Below are 23,599 nucleotides of genomic sequence, written 5' to 3' on the forward strand. Positions count from 1 at the left end.
TATTTAATCCGTGTTACATCAGGCATACAGCGCGGCTAGAGGTGGTGGCCCGCATCGTCAATAGCAAGACCCGCCCGCCGATCCTCGCTCCGGGGCCGCTCGTCGCAGCATCTTACATTTTGATACAAGATTCTCGATGCGACTCGTTTGCAACTGCGAGTCGTTCTCTTTATGCGTTGAAATCATCTTTCGCAGGACAAGTCCCCTTTCCAATGCACGGAACCGCCCGCATCCAGAAGCCCAGGAAGAAGAGCGCCAAGGCCTTCTGGATGAAGCAGCTGCATACCTGGCACTGGGTCAGCTCGGCGATCAGCCTCATCGGCCTGCTGCTCTTCGCCTTCACCGGCATCACCCTCAATCACGCCGCCGATGTGGAAGCATCGCCGCAGACGATCGAGAAAAGCGCCACCCTGCCCGCCGACCTGCTGAAACAGGTGGCGGCCGACGATGCACCCGATGCCAAAAAGCCCCTGCCCGCGCCGGTCGCGGCCTGGGTGGAAAAATCCGTCGGCCAGTCGGGCCAGGGCGTCGCCGAATGGTCGGCCGACGAAATCTATCTCGCTTTGCCCCGCCCCGGCGGCGACGGCTGGGTGTCGATCGACCGGCATGACGGCAAGGTCAGCAGCGAAACCACCAGCCGCGGCTGGATCAGCTATCTCAATGATCTGCATAAGGGCCGCAATGCCGGCGGCGCGTGGAAGTGGTTCATCGACATCTTCTCGATCGCCTGCTTCGTCTTCGCGCTCACCGGCCTCGTCCTGCTGCAAATCCATGCCAAGAAACGGCCGAGCACCTGGCCTCTGGTCGCCGCCGGCCTCGCCATCCCGGCGATCCTTGCCATCATCTTCATCCACTAACGGGGGATTATTTCGCTCATGCAGATCAGTCATCGCCTGCTGCTGACCGGCACGGCCGCACTCGGCGCTGCGGGAACCGCGGCGGCACCTGCCACGGCCCAGACGCTCAACGTCAGCGTCGCCATTCCGCGCCTGTCGGTCGCCGAATATCATCGCCCCTATGTCGCCATCTGGGTCGAAAAGGAGGGCGCCGCCCCCCGCAGCCTGGCGGTCTGGTATGATTATGACAAGGCCAAGGGCGAAGGCACCAAATGGCTGCGCGACGTGCGCCAGTGGTGGCGCGCATCCGGCCGTGCGCTGACCTTCCCGGTCGATGGCGTCAGCGGCGCGACCCGCGCGCCCGGCGACCAGAAGATCGCCTTCACGGCCGGCAAGGGACCGCTCGGCACGCTCGCGCCCGGCAATTACACGCTGCTGGTCGAAGCGGCCCGCGAAGTGGGTGGCCGCGAAGTCGTCCGCCTGCCCTTCTCATGGCCGCCAAAGCCCGGCGCCACGGTCCGCGCGGCGGGCAGCAGCGAATTGGGCGCCGTCGCCCTCAGCTTCGGAAAGTAACAGGGGAAAGACCATGAAGGCCAGATTTCTGATCGCGGGCGCACTCGCCGCCCTTTCGCTCGCCACCACGGCGCAGGCCCACCGCCAGTGGATGTTGCCGTCGTCCACCACCCTGTCGGGCGATGACAGCTGGGTGACGGTTGACGCCGCCATTTCCAACGACGTCTTCTATTTCGAACATTTCCCGATGGGCACGGAAAATGTCGTCGTCACCGAACCGGACGGCGCAGCCGGCAAGATCGAAAATGCCGCCAAGGGCCGCTATCGTTCGACCTTCGACGTCCATCTGACAAAGCCCGGCACCTATCGCATCGCCAATGTGTCGACCGGCGTGATGGGCAGCTACACGCTGAACGGCAAGCAGGAACGCCTGCCGCGCGGCACGACGAAGGACAAGCTGGCTAGCGTCATCCCCGCCGGCGCGACCAATGTGCAGACCGCCGAAATGGCGAGCCGGAACGAGATTTTCGTGACGCTGGGCGCACCCAGCACCACCATCTTCAAGCCCACCGGCGTCGGCATCGAGCTGGTTCCCGTCACCCACCCCAACGACCTCGTATCGGGCGAAGCGGCGACCTTCCAGTTCCTGCTGGACGGCAAGCCCGCTGCCGGCCTCAAGATCACGGTCATCCCCGGCGGCATCCGCTACCGCGACGCGCTGGGCCAGATCGATCTGACGGCCGACAAGGATGGCAAGGCAACGATCACCTGGCCGCAGCCCGGCATGTACTGGCTGAACGCCACGCTCGGCGGTGGCCGTGAAGGCGGTCCGGGCGGCGAAGGTGGTCCCGGTGGCCCCGGCGCCAAGGCCGGCGAAGGCACCCCGCCCGCGCCGCGCCCGCAGGCTCCGGCCGGCCCGCCGCAGCGCCGCGCATCCTACATCACCACGCTGGAAGTGCTGGCGCCCTGACACCGCCGACGTCCCACGGCGTCCGTATCGCGATCGCGCCCGGCCTGTCGCCCGACCAGTTGGTTGGGCGACAGCAGCCGGGCGCGATCCTTTCGTTTGGCGGGCCGACCATGGGCACCAGTTGGTCGGCGCAGATCGTGGCGCCGCCCGCAGGCTGCGCCGCCGCGATCGAAGCGGTGCTGGCCCGCATCATCGACCAGATGAGCAATTGGGAAGCGGACAGCGCCATCAGCCGCTTCAACCGCGCGCCCGTCGGCGAATGGATGGCCTTGCCGCCGGAGATGCTGACGGTGCTGCGCGCCGGGCTGGACATGGCCCGCCTGTCGCACGGCGCCTTCGATCCCGCGATCGGCCGGCTGGTCGATCATTGGGGCTTCGGGCCGAACGCCTTCGCCTCCCCCTATGCCATCGCGGCACCATGGCGCCGGATAGAGTTGGAGCGCGGCCATGCCCGCCGGCTGGCCGATGTGACGCTCGATTTCTCCGGCATTGCCAAGGGTTTTGCCGTCGATGCCGTGGCGGAGGCATTGCTCGACATGGGCGTCACGAATTTCCTGATCGAAATCGGCGGCGAACTGCGCGGTGAGGGCATAAAGCCCGACCTCCAGCCCTGGTGGGTGGATGTCGAAACGCCGACCGACCTGCCCGTCCCCACGCTGCGCATTGCGCTGTGCGACCTGGCCGTCGCCACCTCCGGCGACTATCGCCGCTTCCGCATGCAGGACGGCGCCCGCCTGTCCCACAGCATCGACCCCACGACCGGCCAGCCGATCGCACAGGGCGTCGCGTCGGTGACGGTGCTGCACGCTCAGGCGATGCTGGCCGACGCCTGGGCCACCGCCATCACCGTAATGGGGCCGGATCGCGGCATGCACCTCGCCACCCGCCACGGCCTGCCCGCGCGCCTGGTGATGCGCACGGCAAGCGGCGCACAGGAATATATGACGCCGGCCATGGCCGCGATGCTGGATTGAGCGCGTTTTAGGGTGGGAAGCGGATGCTCCCAACATTCGTCACCCCGGGCTTGATCCGGGGTCCCGCTGCCGTCTCGAAGCCATAGATTGGAAGAAAAGCGGGATCCCGGATCAAGCCCGGGATGACGATATCGCGAATATCCGATCCCGCGCCTCCCCCTTCCACAAAACTTCCAAAGTAGGATTTTCTCTGATCTATCCTCACAGATGGACCAGCCCCATCCATCGCCGCGAAGGCGTGACCTTCCAGTCGCAAAAGCGGCCCAAGCCTGTCGCGCCGACGGCGCAGCACTGGCGCATCTTCATGACCCATGTGACGCGTCGGTGACGCCGCACGCGCGCTTCGCGAGCGCAAAAGGCCCCAAAAGGCCCTGCCACGGTGTGAACTTCGTTGGAGAAACGGACCTGTGACCCTGAGATCAAGCGTCGGCCCAGCGGCGCAGCAGGTTGTGATATACGCCGGTCAGCCGGATCACCTCGTCATGACCCTGCCCCATGGCGGCGGCGACGCCCTGTACGCTGCGATCGAGGTCGAACAGCATCTGCCGCGCGCCATCGTCCCGAACCATCGACTGGAGCCAGAAGAAGCTGGCCACGCGCCGCCCGCGCGTCACCGGTTCGACCCGATGCAGCGAGGAGGACGGATAGAGTACCGCATGCCCCGCCGGCAGCTTCACCTGCTGCACGCCGAAATGCGTCTCGATCGTCAGTTCGCCGCCATCATAGGCGTCCGGCGCCTCCAGAAAGACGGTGATCGACAGGTCGGAACGCACGCGAAAGCCGGTGCCGGCCTGGATGCGCACGGCATTGTCGACATGCACGCCGAAATTCTGCCCCCCGGCATAGCTGTTGAAAAGCGGCGGAAAAATCCTGAGCGGCAATGCGGCCGCGATGAACAAGGGCGATCGACCGAGCGCATCCAGCACCATCTGCCCGGCGCGTTTCGCCGCCTCGCTATCCTCGGGCAATTGCAGGTTGCGCTTGGCAAGGGCGGACTGGTGGCCGGATGTGATGTTGCCATCCACCCAGTCGGCCGCGTCGATCAGCGCGCGGATAGCAGCGACGCCGTCAGCGTCGATCAGGTCGGGTATGGCAATCAACATGGAAAAGCGTGTCCGTCAGGCGGCGTCGGTCCGCAGGATGAAAGGAATTTCGACCACGCCCTTGACCCGCACGGCCTGACCGCTGCGCAGGATCGGCTTCCAGCGCCAGCCCTTCACGGCGTCGCGCGCGGCATTGTCCAGCCGGGAAGAGCCGCTGCTCTGCGCCACGCTGATGCTTTCGACCGCGCCGTCTAGCCCGACGATCAGGCTGAGCACGACCGTGCCCTGTTCATGCTTGCGGCGGCTTTCGACCGGATAGCGCGGCGGCTTGCCCGCCACCATCTGCGCGCCGAGGTCGCCGCCCTGCACGATGCTGGGCGGGGCCGGCGGCGCGGCGGGCGCCGGTGGCCCCGGCACGGCCACCGTGACCGCGACGGGCGTGGGGGTCGGCACCGGGGTCGGATCGGGCGTCGTCTGTATCGTCTGGACCGGCACGGGTGTTTGCACGATGGGCGGCGGCGCGACCACTGCGGGCTTGGTCGGCGGTGGCGGTGGCGTCTCGGCGGCCGGGGGCGGTGGTGGCGGGGTCAGGTTGACGACCGTCAGCTTTGCCGCCTCCATGCGCTGCACATGGTTACGCACTTGAACGAGCGCGCTGATCGCCAGCGCGTGAAGGGCAAGAATGGCCGCGATGGCAGGAAGATTGGGCCGCGACCGTGCCCCATAGCGAGCGGCGGCTGGGCCGGAGGCGACCGACGAACGGGACATGGCGGGCGCGGGCGTGATCGCCTGCTCCGAAATGGCATCATAATCGTCGATCGGCAGACTCGCGGCTTGCAGCATGACAGCGCCTCCCTTTCCGCGCCCATAACGCGAAGCCTAATGCGAATCAATTGCGTCCTGGCAATAATCAGCAAAGTTTGGGCGGGCGGCGACCCGATGCAGATTGCAATAATCGCCGCCCACCCCTTATTTTCTCGCCCCGCGCAGCCGGGGATTTCAGGATCAGAACTGATAGTTCAGGCTGAATACGGCCGACCGGGTCGGCGCCGGCTGCGCCCAGCTATTGCCGATCGAGTTGCGGACCGTCGTCACATATTTCTCGTTCGTGAAATTCTGGACGTTCACCTGGGCCTTCAGATTGTCCGTGATCGGATAGTTCACCATCAGGCGATGGATGGTGTAGCTCGGCACATGATAGGCGATGTAATTGCCCGCCGTCAGCTGCGCCAGGGTCGGCTGGTTCATCAGGAACTTGCCCTGATAGGTCAGGCCATAACCCAGCTCCAGACCGAAGGCGAAACGATAGGTGGTGAACAGGCTGCCCGAATGTTTCGGCGTGTTGGTAAGGGCATAGCCCGCCGTGGGATCTGGGAAGGCCGCGCTGTTGGCGCAGGTGCCCGCCGCCGTGCTGATCGAACCCGGATTGTCCAGGCAATAGTCCGAAACGCCCTGTTTGATCTTCGACTTGAGATACATGTAATTGGCGGAAATCGTCCAGTTGCTGGTGATATTGCCCGATGCGCCGAAAGATATGCCTTCGACCCGCTGATGACCGTCCGTCGCCTGATCCGGCAGGGTCGGATCGCCCGATACGACCTTGATCTGGTCGCGATCGTTGCGGAATGCGGCCAGCGTCAGCAGCAGCTTCTTGTCGAACAGATCGGCCTTGGCCCCGATCTCGTAATTTTTGGTGGTCTCCGGCTTCGTAAAGCAAGTGCCGCTGCCGCCGGCTGCATTGCTCGCGGTGCAGCTGCCGTCGACCGATGCCTTGGACGGCAGCTTGCTGTTGCCATAGGCGACATAGATGCTGGTGTCCGACGTCGGCTTCACCACCGCACCGATGCGGTAGGAGAAGAGAGTCTCGTCCATGTTCGGCAATCGGGTAACGGCGCCCGGCTGACCCAGCGCCGCGGAACCGGCGGTCGTGTTGTAGGCGAAGGTGCGGCTGAGGCCCTTCACCTTCTCATAGCGCAGGCCGCCGTTGATCTCGAAAAAGTCGCTGAACTTGACCGTATCGAACAGATAGGCGGCATAGCTGGTCTGTTCACCCACGGCGTGGGTGGCCTGGATGAAGTTGACCGGGCCGACATAATTGTTGCTGCCATAGATGCGCGCCAGACCCGACGTGGCGGCAGGGCCGGTCACGACCTGCCCCGGATTGGCGATGCTGACCAGCGGCTGGTAGAAGCCCAGGCTGGCGGCGGCATTATAGGTTGCGGTGGCCGTGCCGGCACCGGTCGCCGGCGCGCTGAACGGCGCGGCATAGGGATCGAAACCGTTGGCGGTGCGGCCAAGGCTGCCCTGGCGCTGATCATAGCGTTCCCACAGCGCCGATGCGCCCAGCACCAGCGTATGGCCGATGCCGCCGGTATCGAAATCGGCACTCAGATCGACCTGATTATAGGCGGTTTCATTGGTAATGAAGCGCTGATTCCCGCGCCCGCCGATCGGAACATAATAGCCGACCGGGATGGTCAGCGTCTGCCCGGCCGCGGTCGAACCGATGCGCACGGTGCAGGCGCCGCCCGTATCGGGATTGAAACCGCCCGCCGTGCCATTGTCCAGGCAGAAGGTGCCGTTGGGCTGGCTGGTGACGGTATCCTGCTTGATATTCTCATAGCGGGTCAGGTTGCGGATCTTCACGCTGTCGCTGAAGGCGTGGCTGAAGATCGCCTGAAGCGACTTGGTCTTGCTGTTCTGATGATCCAGATTGGCATAGCCATAATAGCCCGACCGGTCGAAATCCTTGACGATGCCGCCCAGCGCCGGGAAGTAGCGCATGCCATATTGCGGCATCGCCTTATCATCCAGATATTCGCCCTGCAGCGTCAGGCTGGTCGGCCCGTCGATGCCGATGGTGATGGCGGGGGCGATGCCCCAGCGCTCATAATCCTCGACATCGCGGCCCGGCACATCGTTGCGATGATAGACGGCGTTCAGGCGCACGGCGATCAGGTCATTGACGCGCGTATTGGAGTCGATGGTGGCGCGATAATATTGATCGGTGCCAACGCCGGCGTTCAGGACCGTCTGGTCGTCGGCCAGCGGGCGCTTGGTGACGAGGTTGATCGTGCCGGCGACCGATCCACCGCCGTTCATGACCGAGTTGGCGCCGTTGGTGACCTCGACCTGCTCGATATTATAGACTTCGTTGCGATTGAGGAACGCGCCCGAACGGACGCCGTCGATCGTCACGTCGTTCTTGGCATCCTGTCCGCGCAGGATGATGCGGTCGCCATAGCCGAAGCCGCCCTCGCCCGCGCCGAAGGTGATGCCCGGCACGGTGGACAACACGTCGCGCAGCGTGAGCAGATTTTGTTGCTGGATCGTCGCCTTGCCGATCACCGTGATGGTCTGGGGCGTATCGAGCAGCGGGCGGGTATATTTGGGCGATTCCGCCTTCTCCACCTTGACCGTCGATTCATCGATCGCGCTGTCGGTAACGGTCACGCCGCCAAGGCGCGCGCCCTGTTCCCCGCCCTGTGCGCTGGCATTGGCCGCGAAAGCCATGGCGCCGACGCAGCCCAAAGCCAGAAAGGACGTCATATTCCCGGACTTCGACATGATAACAGATCCCCCTTTTGTAGTTGGAGAAGCTGCTATTGAGAGTCCTTCGCAGAGTCAACGCTATTGCGACTGATTATTGCCGATGTTGCAAGATTGTTGCAGGAACAGCCAACTGCGAATGGCGCTCGCCAGATTGGGTGGATGTGGCACGGCAAGCCGCGCCGCATCGATGCGGGCGACCAAAGCGTTGACGGGCAATTGATGTTGGGCAGCCTGAGCGCGCAGGGCATCCCAGAAGATCGGTTCCAGACTGATGGCGGTCTGGTGCCCCGCAATGGTCACGCTGCGCTTGACCGGCGGGGAGAAGGGCGACCCTTCCGGCCCATCGGGGCCATGGTCAGGGTCGCCCCGCGTCATCAATACATATGCTGGCCGCCGTTGATCGACAGGGTGCTGCCGGTCACGAAGCCACCATCCTCACTGCAAAGGAACGCCACGCCGCGCGCGATTTCATGCGCCTGGCCCAGACGACCGACGGGAATCTTCGCCACGATCTTTTCCAGCACGGCCGGCGGCACGGCGGCCACCATGTCGGTGTCGATATAGCCGGGCGCGATCGCGTTGACGGTGATGCCCGACCGGGCGCCTTCCTGCGCCAGCGCCTTGGTAAAGCCATGGATGCCGGACTTGGCGGCGGCGTAATTGACCTGGCCATATTGGCCGGCCTGCCCGTTGATCGAACCGATATTGACGATCCGGCCCCAGCCGCGTTCCCGCATGCCGCCAAAGGTCGCCTTGGCCATGTTGAAACAACCGCCCAGATTGATGCGCATCACCTCGTTCCAGTCGTCGAAGCTCATCTTCGCCAGCACGCCGTCGCGGGTGATGCCGGCATTGTTGACGACGATATCGACCGGGCCGAGCGCTTCAGTCACCTTCGCCACGCCGTCGAGGCAGGCCTGATGATCGCCGACATCCCATTTGAAGGTCGCGATGCCGGTCTTTTCGGTGAAGGCCTTCGCCTTTTCCTCGTTACCCGCATAATTGGCAGCGACGGTGTAGCCCAATTCCTTCAGCGCCAGGCTTATCGCCTCGCCGATGCCACGCGTTCCGCCCGTCACGATCGCTACTCTCGACATCTGCGCATCCTCTTCCTGTAACAAGGGTCAGTCGATCCAACCCGAAAGCTCGCGGCTCATAAGCCTCTGATAGAGAGTGATAGCTTCCACCGACGCGTTTAGACAGGGCAAATAGGCAAAATTTTCGCCACCCTGGCGCAAAAAAACCTCTTTCGCGCGCAACGCGATTTCCTCTAGGGTTTCAAGGCAATCCGCCGCGAATCCGGGCGTTACGACAGCAATATTTCGGACACCTTCCTGTACCAATTTGGCGAGCGTCGCTTCGGTTTCGGGTTCGAGCCATTTGGCCCGGCCGAAACGCGACTGGAAGCTCATATGGACCGGCAATGTCAGCGCCTCGCGCAGCAGGCGAACCGTCTTGACGGACTGGCAATGATAGGGATCGCCCAGATGCAAGGTGCGTTCGGGCATGCCGTGGAAGCTGGCAAGCAGAGCATCCGGCACGAAGTCCAGCGCCGCGACATTGGCGTCGATGGACGCCTTCAATGCGGCGATATAGGCCGGGTCGTCATGATAGGGCGGCAGGGTGCGCACCGCCGGCTGCCAGCGCATCGCCGCCAATGCGGCAAAGGCGGCATCGTTGGCCGTCGCCGTGGTCGCGCCGCTATATTGCGGATAGAGCGGCGCGAGCAGGACGCGATCGCAGCCCTGCACCTTCATCGCCGCCAGCTTTTCGGCGATGGCGGGATTGCCATAACGCATCGCCCAATCGACCACGACATGCGGCATCGCCTGCTGCAACGCCTGCGCGATGGCGCGGCTATGCACGGCCAGCGGCGATCCTTCGGGCGTCCACACCTGTTGATAGGCATGGGCGGATTTTTTCGGCCGGGTGGTCAGGATCACGCCGTGCAGGATCGGTTGCCAAACGATTTTGGGGATTTCCACCACACGCGGATCGGACAAAAATTCCGCCAGATAACGACGCACCGATTTGGCATCGGGCGCGTCCGGCGTGCCGAGGTTGATGAGCAGCACGCCGACCTTGGGCGCGGGAATAGCGGGATGATCGGCAGGCAGGGTCATGCGGTTCCTACTAAAGGCAGACTGCGCAGGCGCTGACCTGTCCAGGTATAAAGGGCGTTGGCGATGGCGGGGGCGACCAGTGGCGCGGCAAGGTCGCTGACGCCGGCCGGCTCTGCGGTACTGCGCATCAGTTCCACCGTGACCTCCCCAATATCCGACAGGCGCGGCAGGTTCATGCGACCCAATATGGCGCGGGTCGGCATGCCCTTTTCATAAGGCACCGACGCGCCCATCGCATAGGCAAGGCCATAGATCAGGCCGCTTTCGATCTGCTGCCGGGCGATGTCCGGATTGACCTGATCGCCGGCATCGACCGCCGCGACGATGCGATTGACGCTCAGCGTATCGCCATTCATCGCCGCCTCCACCATGACCGCGGCATAGGCGCCGTTCATCATATGGGTGGAAAGCCCCTGCCCGCTGCCTGGGATCCCGCCCTGCCAGCCACCCATGGACGCCGCAGTCGACAGGCAATGGGCAAGGCGCGGATTGCCGCCCAGCATCTGGATACGGAAGGACATGGCCTCCATCCCCGCCAGATGCGCCAGTTCGTCGATGAAGCTCTCCGTAAAGAAAGCCCCATGCAGATGCGCGTTGCCGCGCATGAAGCCGAGCGGCAGGCCCACATCGGTCGGGAAATGATCGACCGCCCAGTTGGGAATGGCATAGGGCGGCACCATGCCCGCCACCGCCAGCCGCGTGACCGTGTCCGCCGCATCGGCCGCCGCCTCATGCGGCAATTTCCCGTCCGCGATCCGCGACCATGTCTGGGTCATCGCACAGGGCGCAGCCACCTTCGCCGACCAGCCCTCGATCGCGCCGTTGCGGCCCAGCTTTGCGGCCATGCGCGCGTGAGCCGGGGCGCTGGGACGATCCTGGATCACATCTTCCAGCCGCGACCAGAGCAGTTGCACCGGCCGCTTCATCTCCTGCGCCAGCAGCGCCGCCTGCACCCCGACATCCCAATCCATGGCGCGCCCGAACGAGCCACCGGCATGCAGCGGATAGAGCGTCACCGCCCGTTCGGACAGGCCCAGCGCATCGGCGATCGCCGCACGGGCAAGGCCCGGCGCCTGCGTCGCCATCCAGACTTCGGCGCCATCGTCCGTCACCCGCGCAGTCGCGCAGGGTGGTTCGATCGCCAGATGCAGGCCGGCATCGACCTGATATTCGCTGGCGAGGATGGTCGCGCCTTCGAACACCGGACCAAGATCGCCCTGCGCATAAAGGCGACGGCCGGCCGATCCTTCAAAGGCGGTTTCCAGCGCCTCCTCGATGCTGCCGCTGCTGACCTGTGGCCCGCGCAAGGTGAAGACCGGATCGGCCAGATCCAGCGCCTTGTTGGCCGCCCACCAATTGCTGGCCACCGCCGCGACCCAGCGCTCACGCCGGATCAGCCGGAGAAAACCGGTGACGCCGCCAGCCGATTTTTCGTCCACGCCAGCCAGCAACGCGTCCCCGATCGGCCCCTGCCGGATCGAGGCATAAACCATGTCGGGCAGGCGGATGTCGGCGGCGAAATTATGGCTGCCGTCGATCTTCGAAGGCGTGTCGAGACGCGGCAGATCCTGCCCCGACAGGCGGCCATCCTGTCCCTGTCGATAGGGCAATATGTCGGGCAGGTCGAAACGCGCGGCATCGGCGACGATATCGCCGATCTTCATGCGATGGGCCGCGCCATCGCTGATGATCCCGTCGGCGATATCGCAGCTTTCCCAGGGGATGTTCCAGCGCGCCGCCGCCGCCTTGCACAACAGCACGCGCGCCGCCGCGCCGGCATCGCGATAGGCGTCGCGAAACATGGGGATGGAGGTACCGCCGCCCGTCAGCATCAGTGCGCCGCGCGTCGCATATTGATTGAGCGCCCAGTCGCCCGCCCCGCCCAGCAACCGCGTCCAGTCGCTCGCCAGCCATTCGCGCGCCAGCAGCCTGTTGGCGTAAAGCGGGCTGACCGGCGCGCTCTGCACCGCGACCGTGCGCCAGTCCGCGCCCAGTTCGTCCGCCAATATCTGCGGCAGGACGGTCGTGACCCCCTGCCCCATTTCGGTCTGGGGTACGACGACGATGATCTGCCCCGACGCGTCGATCTTCAAGAAGGCGTTGACGATGGTTTCGTTCGCGCCGGCATTGAGATTGGGTTGGTAGCTGCGCGGCCAGACGCCCCAGGCGATCAGCAGCCCCGCCGCCGCGCCGCCACCCACCAGCAGGGTGCGGCGATCAATGCCTGTTTTCGTGCCGGATTGCTTCCGCGGGGTGCGCGCCATGCCTGCCTGATAGAGGCGGAAAAGCGTGCTGCCTAGAGCGTTTTCAAGGCAGGTTCACCTGCCGGCTCGGAAAACGCGACAATCCGGCTTACGCGTTATTCCGCAGCGATCGGCGCGACGCCGAAGCGGGGAATGTCGATCGCCGGGCAACGGTCCATCACCACCTGCAATCCCGCCGCCTCTGCGCGGGCGGCGGCGGCTTCGTTGATGACGCCCAGCTGCATCCACACCGCCTTCGCGCCGACCGCGACGGCATCATCCACCGCCTCGCCCGCCGCTTCGCTGCGACGGAAGATGTCGACCAGATCGATGGGCACGCCGATGTCGGACAGGCGGCCCCAGACGAATTCGCCATGCACATGTTCCCCGGCGATCTGCGGATTGACCGGCAACACGCGATAGCCATGGTCCTGAAGAAATTTCATCACGCCATAGCTGGGGCGGTCCGGGCGATCGGAAATGCCGACCAGCGCGATGGTGCGGGTGCGGCCGAGCAAGGCGGCGATATCCTCCGGGGCGGTAAGCGGCATGACGATCTCCTTTCCTGCTGACATGGTGAAGACGCTGCCGCATGCAAGACGTTCCCATCACCGCGCGAGCCGGTTATTCCCGCATGCGATGAGGCTGCCGCTCGTGACCTGTTCCCCAGCGTAGACCGGGGTCCAGTTCAAAGGGTGGTACTGGACCCCGGCCTCCGCCGGGGAACCGCATCTTCATTGCTTGTTGGGACTAGTCTGCACCATGTTCGCCATCCGCCCCGACGACCTGACCGATCCGCAGACCCGCGCGCTGCTGGCACTGCATCTGTCCGGTATGCACGACCATTCCCCGCCCGACGCCGTCTTCGCGCTGGACCTGTCCGGCCTGCAATCGCCCGATATCCGGCTATGGTCGGCCTGGGACGGCGAGCATATCGCAGGGGTCGGCGCGCTGCGGTTGCTGGACGCCGAGCGGGGCGAGATCAAGTCGATGCGCACCCACCCCGACTATCTGCGCCAAGGCGTGGGCACGGCATTGCTGCTTCATGTCATCGACGCCGCGCAGGCAAACGGCCTGAAACATCTGAGCCTTGAAACCGGGCGCGGCACCGCCTTCGGCCCCGCGCTCGCCCTTTATCGCCGCCACGGCTTCGTCGATGGCGGGCCGTTCGGTGCCTATCGGGTGAACGGCTTCAGCCAGTTCCTGCACCTGCGCCTATAGTCAGCCAGCCGCCTTCAACCAGTCCGCCACCTTCTGCGCGATGGCGCGGAACGCGTCGGCATATAGGCCCTCGCCCGCCGCCGGGGGATCGCCAGCGTCGGACTGGCGGCGAATCTCGATCGCCAGCGGAATGCGGCCAAGGAACGGCATGGACAGGTCGCCCGCCGCGCTTTCCGCCCCGCCCTGACCGAAGGGATCGGAGATTTCGCCACAATGGGGACAGGCATAGCCGGCCATATTTTCGACCAGCCCCACCATCGGCACACCCGCCTGCGCAAACAGGCTGACCGCGCGGGTCGCGTCGATCAGCGCCAGATCCTGCGGCGTGGACACGATCACCGCGCCAGCGGGCTTATGCTTCTGCACCATGGTCAACTGGATATCGCCGGTGCCGGGCGGCATATCGACCACCAGCAATTCGGCGTCGCCCCACTCCGCGTCGATCAGCTGCGTCAGCGCATTGCCGACCATCGGCCCGCGCCAGGCCAGCGCCTTGCCCGGCTCCACCAGATGCGCCATCGACAGCATCGGAATGCCGATCGGGCCGGTGACCGGAACCAGCTTCTTGTCGCGCGCAACCGGCTTCTGGTCCTCGCTCCCCATCAGCTTGGCCTGCGACGGGCCATAAATGTCGGCATCGACCAGCCCGACCTTGATCCCCAGCCGATGGAGCGCGACGGCCAGATTGGCCGACAGGGTCGATTTGCCCACCCCGCCCTTGCCCGAAGCCACCGCCAATATGCGTAGCGGCTTGCGCTCTTCTGTCGGCTTGCGTTCCGCCGTCATCGCTATGCGCACGTCAGTGACGCCCGGCACGGTCAGGCCCCCTTCGCGGATCGCGGCGGCCAGGCCGTCGCGCTGCTGCGGCGACAATCCGCCCACGTCCAGGGCCAGGGTCATGACCCCATCCTTGATGCGCGGCGCACTGGCGCGGCCATCGGTCAGAGCGGTCAGACGGGCGGTGAAATCGGCAAGATCGGTCATGACAAAGCCCTGTAGGAAATAATCGCAGCCATTTGCACTGTTTTTCGGAGAAGAGCCTTCCTATAGAAGACAGTATGAGAAGAATATTCGGGTGGATGCCCGCGATCGCAGCGATGGTCCAAGGCCCCTGGGGCGGCAAGAATGACGGCCCGGACGGGGACGGACAGAAAGGCGGCGACGGCGGCCCGCGCAACCCGTGGACCCAGCCGGGCAAGCCGGCTGCCGGCCAGAAGGGGCCGTCCGCGATCGAGGATCTGCTGCGTCGCGGCCGCGAAAGCTTCGGCCAGGGTGGCGGCAATGGCGGTGGCGGCGGCTTTGGCGGCCTGCCGCCCCGCGCCGCCGGCCGGGCCTTGTGGCCTGTCGCGATCGGCCTGGTGGTCATCTTGTGGCTGGTCCTGACCAGCTTCCACCGCGTCGGCCCGCAGGAACGCGGCGTCGTGACCTTCCTCGGCAAATATAGCCGCACGCTGACGCCCGGCATCAGCCTGACCCTGCCCGCCCCGTTCGAGGCGGTGACGACGGTCGATGTCGAGGAAATCCGCACCATCGACATCGGATCGGCCAGCGCCGAAAGCGAAAATCTGGTGCTGACCGGCGACCAGAATATCATCGACCTCGCCTATTCGGTGCGCTGGAACATCCGCAACCCGGAACTCTATTTGTTCCAGCTGTCGGAACCCGACGCCAGCGTGCGCGAAGTCGCCGAAAGCGCCATGCGCTCGGTCCTCGCCAGCGTCAGCCTGGACGATGCGCTAGGCGCGGGCCGCACCGCGATCGAGCAGCAGGTCGAACTGCGCATGCAGGAGATATTGGACGGCTATAAGTCGGGCATCCGTATTCAGGGCGTCGCGATCAAGCAGGCCGACCCGCCGACCGCCGTCAACGACGCGTTCAAGGCCGTGTCCGCCGCGCAGCAGACCGCGCAGACCTACCTCAACGAAGCGCGCGCCGCCGCCCAGCAGGTAACGGCCAAGGCGCAGGGTGAGGCTGCGGCCTTCGACAAGGTCTATGAACAATATAAGCTGTCGCCCGACGTGACCCGCCGCCGCATGTATTATGAAACCATGGAGGGCGTGCTGTCGAACGTCGACAAGACCATCGTAGAGGGCAATAATGTGACCCCCTATCTGCCATTGCCCGAAATCAAGAAGCGGGCACAGGCCGCCCCGGCGACAGATGCCGCCACCAGCACGGGAGGCCAGTAATGCCCGCTATCCTGCGTCACCCCGTCGCCCTTGCGCTGATCCTGCTCGCGCTGCTGATCCTGATCGGCAGCACCGTGGCGATCGTGCCCGAAACCAAGCAGGGCGTGATCGTCCGCTTCGGCGATCCCAAGGAACTCATCAACCGCTATCGCCCCAATGAAAGCTTCGGCCAGACCGGTGCCGGCATCATCCTGCGCTGGCCGTTCGTCGATCAGATCGTGTGGATCGACAAGCGCGTCCTGTCGGTCGAAATGGAGCGACAGCAGGTGCTGTCCACCGACCAGTTGCGCCTTCAGGTCGATGCCTTCGCCCGCTATCGCATCGTCGATCCGCTGCGCATGTATATCGCGGCCGGTAGCGAGGACCGCGTATCCGACGCGCTGCGCCCGATCCTTGGCTCTGCGCTTCGCAACGAACTGGGCAAGCGCCCCTTCGCCGCACTGCTCAGCCCCGAACGCGGCCAGGTGATGCAGAATATCGAAGCGGGCCTCGACCGGGTCGCGCGCCAATATGGCGCGGAGATCGTCGACGTGCGGATTAAGCGGGCCGACCTGCCCGACGGCACGCCGCTGGAAAGCGCCTTCACCCGCATGCGCACCGCGCGCGAGCAGGAGGCGCTCACCATCCGTGCGCAGGGCGCCAAGCAGGCGCAGATCATCCGCGCCGAAGCCGACGCCAACGCCGCGCGCATCTATGCCGAAAGCTTTGGCAAGGATCCGTCCTTCTACGATTTCTATCGCGGGATGCAGAGCTATCGCTATACCTTCGCGCCCGATCGTCCGGGTCAGACCAACATCATCCTGTCGCCGGACAATGAGTTCCTGCGGCAATTTCAGGGACGACGTTAATCTTTCGTCATGATCCCTACTGGATCATTACGGAACCAGCGTCATTCAATGAGGGTTAAGGCAAAGCGGAGCATCTGAGGGCTTCTTAAAAGTCCCGCCTTCCTTACCCCTGAAGCTTTGAAGAGGACCGTCACGAGTGCGTTACGCTTATGCCATTACCGGCGCCCTGCTGCTCGGCGGCACCGCCATCGCGGTCACCACCAGTTCCAATGTCGGCGCGCAGACCGCGCAGAATGAAGGCCTGACGGCCGCAGCGCCTGCGGGTGCGCCTGCCAGCCTGGCCGACATGGTCGAAAAGCTGCAACCGGCCGTGGTCAATATTTCGACCAAGCAGCGCGTAAAGGTGCAGAACCCCTTCGCCGGCACCCCGTTCGGCGACCTGTTCGGTCAGGGCCAGCAGGGCGGCCAGCCGCAGACGCGCCAGGCGCAGTCGCTCGGCTCGGGCTTCCTGATTTCGGCCGACGGCTATATCGTCACCAACAACCATGTGGTGTCGGCCGGTGCCGAAGGCGCCAGCGTCGATTCGATCACGGTCACCATGACCAACAAGGAAGAATATCCTGCCAAGCTGATCGGCCGCGACCCCGCGACCGATCTGGCGGTGCTGAAGATCGAATCGCCCAAGCCATTCCCGTTCGTCAAGTTCGGTGACAGCACCAAGGCGCGCGTGGGCGACTGGGTCGTCGCGATCGGCAACCCGTTCGCGCTTTCGGGCACGGTGACGGCGGGCATCATTTCCGCCTTGCACCGCAACACCGGCGGCACGTCGGGCTATGACAAGTTCATTCAGACCGACGCGTCCATCAACCAGGGCAACTCGGGTGGCCCGATGTTCGACATGCGCGGCAATGTGATCGGCATCAACAGCCAGATCCTGTCGCCCTCGGGCGGCAATGTCGGCATCGGCTTTGCCATTCCGTCGGAACAGGCCGCACCGATCGTCGATACCCTGCGCAAGGGTCAGGCGATCAAGCGCGGCTATCTGGGCGTGCAGATCAGCCCGCTGGGCGAAGATCTGGCGGACTCGCTGGGCCTTGCCAAGAATCGCGGTGAATTCGTCCAGGGCGTCGAGCCGGGCAAGGGCGCGGAGAAGGCCGGGATCAAGGCCGGCGACGTGATCGTCAGCGTGGCCGGTCAGGAAGTGACCGCCGACCAGAACCTGTCCTCCATCGTCGCCAATCAGGGCATCGGTGCGAAGGTGCCGATCGTGCTGATCCGCAACGGCCAGCGCCAGACCGTGACCGCCATCGTGGGCGAGCGCCCGTCGGAAGACGAGCTGAACAATTTCGCGCAGCCGCAGGGCGACGAGGATTTCAGCCAGCAGGACCAGAATCCGGGTCAGGCGACGCAGCAGGCGCTGGGCATTTCGGCGATCCCGCTGACGCCTGGCATCATCCGCCAGCTCGGCATTGCCGGCGATACCAAGGGCGTCGTCATCACCGCCGTCGATGGATCGACCGATGCCGGCGCCAAGGGCCTGCGTCGCGGCGATGTGATCATCAGCGCCAACAACCGCCCGGTCGCCACCCAGGCGGAACTGGACGCACAGGCCAAGGCCGTGTCGTCGCAGGGCCGCAACGCCATCCTGTTGCAGGTGCTGCGTCGCGGCCAGCCGGCAATCTTCCTGCCGGTGCGTCTGCGCGACAAATAAATTCCATAATGCCTATCGCCTTGTGGCGAAGGCAGATGTGCGGTTAATTCCGTCATCCCCGCGTAGGCGGGTATCCATCTCCAGCCCTCGCACCAAAGGATAGCGTGGGAGATGGGTTCCCGCCTTCGCGGGAATGACGGTTTTTTTGTTGGGGGAAGGATCGATAATGAGCGACGGTATCTTCATCGGCCTGGGCGCACCGGAGAAGGATGGGCCAGACGGAAGCAAGGGAATCCCCCAGACGCTCAACCTGCGCCGCGCGAACCGGCACGGCCTGATCGCGGGCGCGACCGGCACCGGGAAGACGGTGACGTTGCAGGGTATCGCCGAAAGCTTCTCCGCGCTGGGCGTGCCGGTGTTTCTGGCCGATGTGAAGGGCGATCTGGCCGGCATTTCCATGGCCGGTTCCCCCACCGCCAAAAATGCCGACAAGCTGGTGTCCCGTGCCGCGGAGGTCGGCATCACCGACTATAGCTATGCCGACAATCCGGCGATCTTCTGGGATCTTTACGGGCAGCAGGGTCATCCCGTGCGCACCACCGTCAGCGAAATGGGGCCGCTGCTGCTCGCTCGCCTGATGGGCCTTAACGAAACGCAGGAAGGCGTGTTGTCGATCGCCTTCAAATATGCGGATGAGGAAGGCTTGCTGCTGCTGGACCTCGGCGATCTACAGGCGATGCTCGCCTATTGCGCCGAAAATGCCGACACGCTTTCGGCCCGCTACGGCAATGTGACCAAGGCCAGCGTCGGCGCGATCCAGCGGCAATTGCTTCAGTTGGAAAGCCAGGGCGGCGATCATTTCTTCGGCGAACCCGCGCTCGACATCCACGACATGCTCCAGGTCGATGAAAAGGGCCGCGGCTATGTAAATATACTGGCCGCCGACAAGCTGATGCAGTCGCCCAAACTCTATGCTACCTTCCTGCTGTGGCTATTGTCCGAACTGTTCGAGACGCTGCCGGAAGTGGGCGACCCGGACAAGCCCAAGCTGGTCTTCTTCTTCGACGAAGCGCATCTGCTGTTCGACGACGCGCCCAAGGCGCTGACCGACAAGATCGAGCAGGTCGTGCGCCTGATCCGGTCGAAGGGCGTGGGCGTCTATTTCGTCACGCAAAACCCGATCGACATTCCCGAAGATGTGGCGGGCCAGCTCGGCAACCGCGTGCAGCATGCGCTCCGCGCCTTCACCCCGCGCGACCAGCGCGCGATCAAGGCCGCCGCCGAAACCTTCCGCATCAATCCCGACCTGCATGTCGAAACCGCGATCACCGAATTGAAGGTGGGCGAGGCTTTGGTGTCGCTGTTGCAGGAGGATGGATCGCCGGGCATCGTGCAGCGCACGCTGATCGCCCCGCCCCGCTCGCGCCTTGGCCCGCTCGATGCGAAGGAACGGGCGATCATCCAGTCGATATCGCCGGTCGCGGGCAAATATGACACGGCCGTCAACCGGGAGTCGGCAGAGGAAATTCTCGCGGCCCGCGGGCAAGCCGCCGCTGCCGCCGCGCAAGCCTCCAAGGCGCAGGCCGAAGCCGACAAGGCCGCCGCCGCCCAAGCCAAGGTGGAAGCCAAGCAGCGCGAGGCGGAATTGAAGGAACAGGCCCGGCGCGACGCCGTGGAAGCGCGCGAGGCGGCCAAGCCCAGCGCCTTCGACAAGGCGGTCCAGTCCGCCACCCGCGCCGCCGGCTCCTCGGTCGGGCGGCAGGTCGCCAACGAACTGGGCCGCGCGGTATTCGGCGGATCGAGCCGCAAATCGTCATCCGGCGGCATTGCCGGCAAGCTGGTACGCGGTATCTTGGGCAGCCTGTTCAAATAGGCTATCATCCGCATCGGTGCCGGGCCGCAACAGGGAGATGATCGACATGAAAGCGACAGCGCGTTGGGCAGGTGCAGCCTTGTTTCTGCTGGCCACACCCCTGCATGCGCAAATCGTCGTCGTGCCACGCCATGTCGTGGGCGCGGCGATCGTCAGTGACATCGTCGCCGACCGGCAGGCCCAGCGCGACGCACGGCAAACGCCCTATGCGGCGCCGGGCTACGGGTCGATCAGCACTGCCGCCGCCGCGCGGGACGCCTGCGCGGAAAAGGCGCTCCATCAGGCCGGGCCATCGTCACGCCTGATCGGCTCCGCGCGCGCCAGCACCATGTCCACCGGCTGGGAAGTCGAAGGCGTGGTGGGTTCGGGCGACGGCGACATTCCCTTCGTCTGCTCGGTCCGCAACGGATCGGTCAGCGGGATATTGCTGAAATAGTCAGGCGGTCGCGCAAGCGACTGGTTTGGGTGGAACCAAGATCCTCCTCCCAAATGCGGGAGGAGGCAACAGCTCCGCCCATGGCCGCTCCTAACCTTACCCGCTTTCGTCATGCCGGGCTCGACCCGGCATCCCACTTTTCCTGCAAATATTGGTAGTAAAAAAGCGGAACCTCGGGCCACCCCGATGTGACGATAGTGGGTGGATTGCGGATGGTCGGCTTATCTTAGCCCTCTCCCGTTTTCACGGGAGAGTTCAAAGCAGGCACGTGACTGCTTTGAAGGGTGAGGGTCTTTCTTCTTTTTGGCAGGAAATGCTTGTCCAGAAAGAAGAAAGACCCTCACCGACTGCGACTAGGCAGCAAGCTGCCAAGTCTCCGTTGCCTCTCCCGCGAAGGCGGGAGAGGGTAACAAGAGCGCCCGCATCTGCTCGTCGCCAGCCATCTCACCGCAACATGACACGCCGCTACCAATGTAGGATAATCTCTGATCTATCCTGTCGGATGACCCGTTCGCCCCTTCGCCCCAGCACGCCCCATGCACCAAATCCGCCCCGCATGCATGACCCGACCGGTGCGCTACTGTGCCCTGGCTGGCGCGGCGCAATAACCCTAATGGCGCGTTGCAGACGCGTGACGGTGACCTTCATGGCGCATGGGCGGCGCATCGTCCGTTTTTTACCGCATTTTCGCGTCGCCAGTGACGGTGTGAACTTCGCGCCACGCTCAAAGCGTGACCCTGGAGTGACCCAGCAAAGCGCCCTCTTCGCCACCGCCATCCCGAATCACCCGGTCGTCCGCCGATCGGGCAGGTCCGCCTGGCCTGCCCGGAACGCAGGCGGCAGCCTGCAAACATGTCGGCCCGCCCCGCTCCCCCTCCCGCTCATAGGTCGCAAAGCAAATCTTGTTGCCTGCTGGGTCGCGGCGCTGTTGCTTCGGCAATATAAGCGCCGCTAAAGCCATCGGCATGACGGCCTCCCCTCCTCCCCGCCACCCGCTGCATTTCGCCAATTTCCGGGCCTATCTGGTCGGTCGGCTATGCGCCGTGCTGGCGCAGTACAGCATGATGATCGTGCTGGCGTGGCAGGCCTATAATATCGCGCGCGAAACGATGACGACGGCGGGCGCCTCGGCACAGCTGGGCCTGATCGGGCTGGCGCAATTCCTGCCTCTCTTCTTCCTGACGCCCATCACCGGTTGGGTCGCCGATCATTATGACCGGCGGGTCATCACCCGACTGACGCTGACCCTGCTGACGACGGCCTCGGCCTTGCTGGCCTTCGCCACCTATGAAGGCTGGGTCAGCCTGCCGCTCATCTTCGGCATCGCCATCATCGTGGGCATCGCGCGCGCCTTCAACGGACCGGCCTATGGCGCATTGGCGCCCAATCTGGTGCCGCCCGCCATTTTGCCCACCGCCATCGCCATTTCCAGCGTCGCCTGGCAGACCGGGTCCATCATCGGCCCGGCACTGGGCGGCTATGCCTATGCGATGACGCCATGGGGCGCCTATGCGCTGGCCGCCGCGCTTTATGGCGTTGCCCTGATCGGCATGCTGCTGATCGGGCCGGTGCCCCAGCCGCCGCGCGACACCAGCCGCCATCCCGTGCGCCAGATGATCGACGGCTTTGCCTATGTGAAGGGCAACCGGCTGGTGCTGGCGACGATCACGCTGGACCTGTTCGCCGTGCTGCTGGCGGGCGCGACCGCATTGCTGCCGGTCTATGCCCGCGACATATTGCATGTGGGATCGGCGGGCCTTGGCCATCTGGCTGCGGCGCCCGGCATCGGCGCGGCGGTGACGGCGCTCTGGTTCTCCTTCCGCCCGATGAAGACGGAAGTGGGGCTGAAGATGCTGGCGTCGGTCATCCTGTTCGGCCTGTCCACGATCGCCTTCGGCTGCACCGCCTTTCTGCCGCGCGACATCGCGGTGGAGGCAGGCGTCGCGGCGCTCGTGGTGCTGGGCGGCGCGGACATGGTGTCGGTGTTCGTGCGCCAGTCGCTGGTCCAGCTCCATACGCCCGATGCCATGCGCGGCCGCGTGTCCAGCCTGTCGCAACTCACCATCTCCGCCTCCAACGAACTGGGCGAAGCGGAGTCCGGCTTCCTGGCCGCCATGGTCGGGCCGGTCGCGGCGGTGATCGGCGGCGGCATCGGTGCTATCATCATCACCATCATCTGGGCGCGACTCTTTCCCGAATTGCGCCTTGCACGTAGCTTCGATCCACCCGACATCGGGCGAGCGGAAAATAGCCAGGAGAAGCCTTCATGAAAGCTGCCACGATTCTCGAAACCATCGGCAATACGCCGCACGTCCGGGTGAACCGGCTGTTCGGGGACGCTGAAGTCTGGATCAAGTCGGAACGATCGAACCCCGGCGGATCGATCAAGGACCGTATCGCCCTCGCCATGATCGAAGCGGCGGAGGCCAGCGGCGAATTGCAGCCCGGCGGCACCATCATCGAGCCGACGTCGGGCAATACCGGCGTGGGCCTGGCCATGGTCGCGGCGGTCAAGGGCTATAAGCTGGTGCTGGTCATGCCCGAAAGCATGTCGATCGAGCGCCGCCGCCTGATGCTGGCCTATGGCGCCAGCTTCGACCTGACGCCGCGCGAAAAGGGCATGAAGGGCGCGATCGAGCGCGCGCTGGAGCTGGTGTCGCAGACGCCGGGCAGCTGGATGCCGCAGCAGTTCGAAAACCCCGCCAATATCGACGTGCATGTGCGCACGACCGCGCAGGAAATCCTGGCCGACTTCGCCGACACGCCGATCGACGCGCTGATTACCGGTGTGGGCACGGGCGGCCATATCACCGGCGTGGCCGAAGTGCTGAAAAAGGCATGGCCCAATCTGAAGGTCTATGCGGTCGAACCGACGCTGTCGCCGGTCATCAGCGGCGGTCAGCCCGGCCCGCATCCCATTCAGGGTATCGGCGCAGGCTTCATCCCGGCCAACCTGCACACCCAGTTGCTGGACGGCGTGATCCAGGTCGATCCCGCCGATGCCAAGGATTATGCCCGCCGCGCCGCGACGCAGGAAGGGCTGCTGGTCGGCATTTCGTCGGGCGGCACGCTGGCCGCGATCGCGCAGAAGCTCAAGGAACTGCCCGCCGGCAGCCGCGTGCTGGGCTTCAACTATGATACCGGCGAACGCTATCTGTCGGTGCCCGACTTCCTGCCGGAATAAGGC

General features: G+C 64.8%; 21 protein-coding genes. 12 read left to right on the forward strand and 9 right to left on the reverse strand.

Annotation, left to right across the window (positions count from 1 at the left end):
* Positions 1 to 212 precede the first annotated feature (212 nt).
* The 4 genes from F4U94_RS10445 to F4U94_RS10460 all read left to right on the forward strand — a co-directional run bounded on the left by F4U94_RS10445 (position 213) and on the right by F4U94_RS10460 (position 3,293).
* On the forward strand, positions 213 to 857 hold the full coding sequence (locus F4U94_RS10445; RefSeq protein ID WP_120250727.1) for a PepSY-associated TM helix domain-containing protein: 645 nt from the start codon (positions 213 to 215) through the stop codon (positions 855 to 857).
* A gap of 18 nt (positions 858 to 875) precedes the next feature.
* Entirely contained in the window at positions 876 to 1,409 is a 534-nt protein-coding gene (locus F4U94_RS10450) for a DUF2271 domain-containing protein (protein WP_120250728.1), read from the forward strand.
* A 13-nt stretch (positions 1,410 to 1,422) separates the two neighbouring features.
* Positions 1,423 to 2,319 carry a DUF4198 domain-containing protein gene (locus tag F4U94_RS10455; RefSeq protein WP_120250729.1) on the forward strand — a complete coding sequence of 299 codons (897 nt, stop codon included), beginning with the start codon at positions 1,423 to 1,425 and terminating at the stop codon, positions 2,317 to 2,319.
* A gap of 110 nt (positions 2,320 to 2,429) precedes the next feature.
* Positions 2,430 to 3,293 carry an FAD:protein FMN transferase gene (locus F4U94_RS10460; protein ID WP_120250730.1) on the forward strand — a complete coding sequence of 288 codons (864 nt, stop codon included), beginning with the start codon at positions 2,430 to 2,432 and terminating at the stop codon, positions 3,291 to 3,293.
* 419 nt (positions 3,294 to 3,712) lie between these two features.
* Here F4U94_RS10460 and F4U94_RS10465 read toward each other — a convergent pair whose 3' ends face one another.
* From F4U94_RS10465 to F4U94_RS10500, 8 genes are all read right to left on the reverse strand, one after another.
* The gene (locus tag F4U94_RS10465; RefSeq protein WP_120250731.1) at positions 3,713 to 4,396 is read right to left on the reverse strand and encodes a Fe2+-dependent dioxygenase; all 684 of its coding nucleotides are present in this window, start codon (positions 4,394 to 4,396) and stop codon (positions 3,713 to 3,715) included.
* A gap of 15 nt (positions 4,397 to 4,411) precedes the next feature.
* Positions 4,412 to 5,179 (reverse strand): energy transducer TonB, encoded by a 768-nt coding sequence (locus F4U94_RS10470; RefSeq protein WP_120250732.1) that lies wholly within the window; start codon positions 5,177 to 5,179, stop codon positions 4,412 to 4,414.
* A gap of 162 nt (positions 5,180 to 5,341) precedes the next feature.
* Complete coding sequence (locus tag F4U94_RS10475; RefSeq protein ID WP_120250733.1) at positions 5,342 to 7,903, reverse strand: TonB-dependent receptor; 2,562 nt, start codon at positions 7,901 to 7,903, stop codon at positions 5,342 to 5,344.
* A gap of 63 nt (positions 7,904 to 7,966) precedes the next feature.
* A complete protein-coding gene (locus tag F4U94_RS10480; protein ID WP_120250734.1) occupies positions 7,967 to 8,263 on the reverse strand; it encodes a ribbon-helix-helix domain-containing protein in 297 nt (98 codons plus the stop codon).
* Complete coding sequence (gene phbB / locus F4U94_RS10485; RefSeq protein ID WP_120252153.1) at positions 8,263 to 8,985, reverse strand: acetoacetyl-CoA reductase; 723 nt, start codon at positions 8,983 to 8,985, stop codon at positions 8,263 to 8,265. The genes F4U94_RS10480 and phbB overlap by 1 nt, the downstream gene beginning before the upstream one ends.
* A 27-nt stretch (positions 8,986 to 9,012) precedes the next feature.
* Positions 9,013 to 10,011: a ferrochelatase gene (hemH, locus tag F4U94_RS10490; protein ID WP_120250735.1), complete on the reverse strand. Its 999-nt coding sequence runs from the start codon at positions 10,009 to 10,011 to the stop codon at positions 9,013 to 9,015.
* On the reverse strand, positions 10,008 to 12,275 hold the full coding sequence (locus F4U94_RS10495; RefSeq protein ID WP_120250736.1) for a xanthine dehydrogenase family protein molybdopterin-binding subunit: 2,268 nt from the start codon (positions 12,273 to 12,275) through the stop codon (positions 10,008 to 10,010). The genes hemH and F4U94_RS10495 overlap by 4 nt, the downstream gene beginning before the upstream one ends.
* A gap of 95 nt (positions 12,276 to 12,370) precedes the next feature.
* Entirely contained in the window at positions 12,371 to 12,805 is a 435-nt protein-coding gene (locus tag F4U94_RS10500) for a CoA-binding protein (RefSeq protein ID WP_120252154.1), read from the reverse strand.
* A gap of 211 nt (positions 12,806 to 13,016) precedes the next feature.
* Here F4U94_RS10500 and F4U94_RS10505 point away from each other — a divergent pair, with 211 nt between their 5' ends.
* Positions 13,017 to 13,475, forward strand: coding sequence for a GNAT family N-acetyltransferase (locus F4U94_RS10505; protein WP_120250737.1), 459 nt, complete (start codon positions 13,017 to 13,019; stop codon positions 13,473 to 13,475).
* Here F4U94_RS10505 and F4U94_RS10510 read toward each other — a convergent pair whose 3' ends face one another.
* Positions 13,476 to 14,261: an Mrp/NBP35 family ATP-binding protein gene (locus F4U94_RS10510; RefSeq protein ID WP_197716451.1), complete on the reverse strand. Its 786-nt coding sequence runs from the start codon at positions 14,259 to 14,261 to the stop codon at positions 13,476 to 13,478. It abuts the gene before it with no gap.
* 293 nt (positions 14,262 to 14,554) lie between these two features.
* On the opposite strand from F4U94_RS10510, the gene hflK reads away from it, so the two are divergent.
* From hflK to cysK, 7 genes are all read left to right on the forward strand, one after another.
* Complete coding sequence (hflK, locus tag F4U94_RS10515; RefSeq protein ID WP_120250739.1) at positions 14,555 to 15,664, forward strand: FtsH protease activity modulator HflK; 1,110 nt, start codon at positions 14,555 to 14,557, stop codon at positions 15,662 to 15,664.
* A complete protein-coding gene (gene hflC, locus F4U94_RS10520; RefSeq protein ID WP_120250740.1) occupies positions 15,664 to 16,512 on the forward strand; it encodes a protease modulator HflC in 849 nt (282 codons plus the stop codon). Before hflK ends, hflC begins: the two co-directional genes overlap by 1 nt.
* A 136-nt stretch (positions 16,513 to 16,648) precedes the next feature.
* Entirely contained in the window at positions 16,649 to 18,163 is a 1,515-nt protein-coding gene (locus F4U94_RS10525; protein ID WP_120250741.1) for a Do family serine endopeptidase, read from the forward strand.
* Between the two features lie 166 nt (positions 18,164 to 18,329).
* Entirely contained in the window at positions 18,330 to 19,976 is a 1,647-nt protein-coding gene (locus F4U94_RS10530; RefSeq protein WP_120250742.1) for a helicase HerA-like domain-containing protein, read from the forward strand.
* Positions 19,977 to 20,022: 46 nt separating this feature from the next.
* On the forward strand, positions 20,023 to 20,412 hold the full coding sequence (locus F4U94_RS10535) for a hypothetical protein (RefSeq protein ID WP_145986229.1): 390 nt from the start codon (positions 20,023 to 20,025) through the stop codon (positions 20,410 to 20,412).
* 965 nt (positions 20,413 to 21,377) lie between these two features.
* Positions 21,378 to 22,682: an MFS transporter gene (locus F4U94_RS10540; protein WP_120250744.1), complete on the forward strand. Its 1,305-nt coding sequence runs from the start codon at positions 21,378 to 21,380 to the stop codon at positions 22,680 to 22,682.
* Positions 22,679 to 23,596 carry a cysteine synthase A gene (gene cysK, locus F4U94_RS10545; protein ID WP_120250745.1) on the forward strand — a complete coding sequence of 306 codons (918 nt, stop codon included), beginning with the start codon at positions 22,679 to 22,681 and terminating at the stop codon, positions 23,594 to 23,596. Before F4U94_RS10540 ends, cysK begins: the two co-directional genes overlap by 4 nt.
* Positions 23,597 to 23,599: the final 3 nt, after the last annotated feature.

This window comes from Sphingobium limneticum (genome assembly GCF_008710155.1).
Classification (GTDB): domain Bacteria; phylum Pseudomonadota; class Alphaproteobacteria; order Sphingomonadales; family Sphingomonadaceae; genus Sphingobium; species Sphingobium limneticum.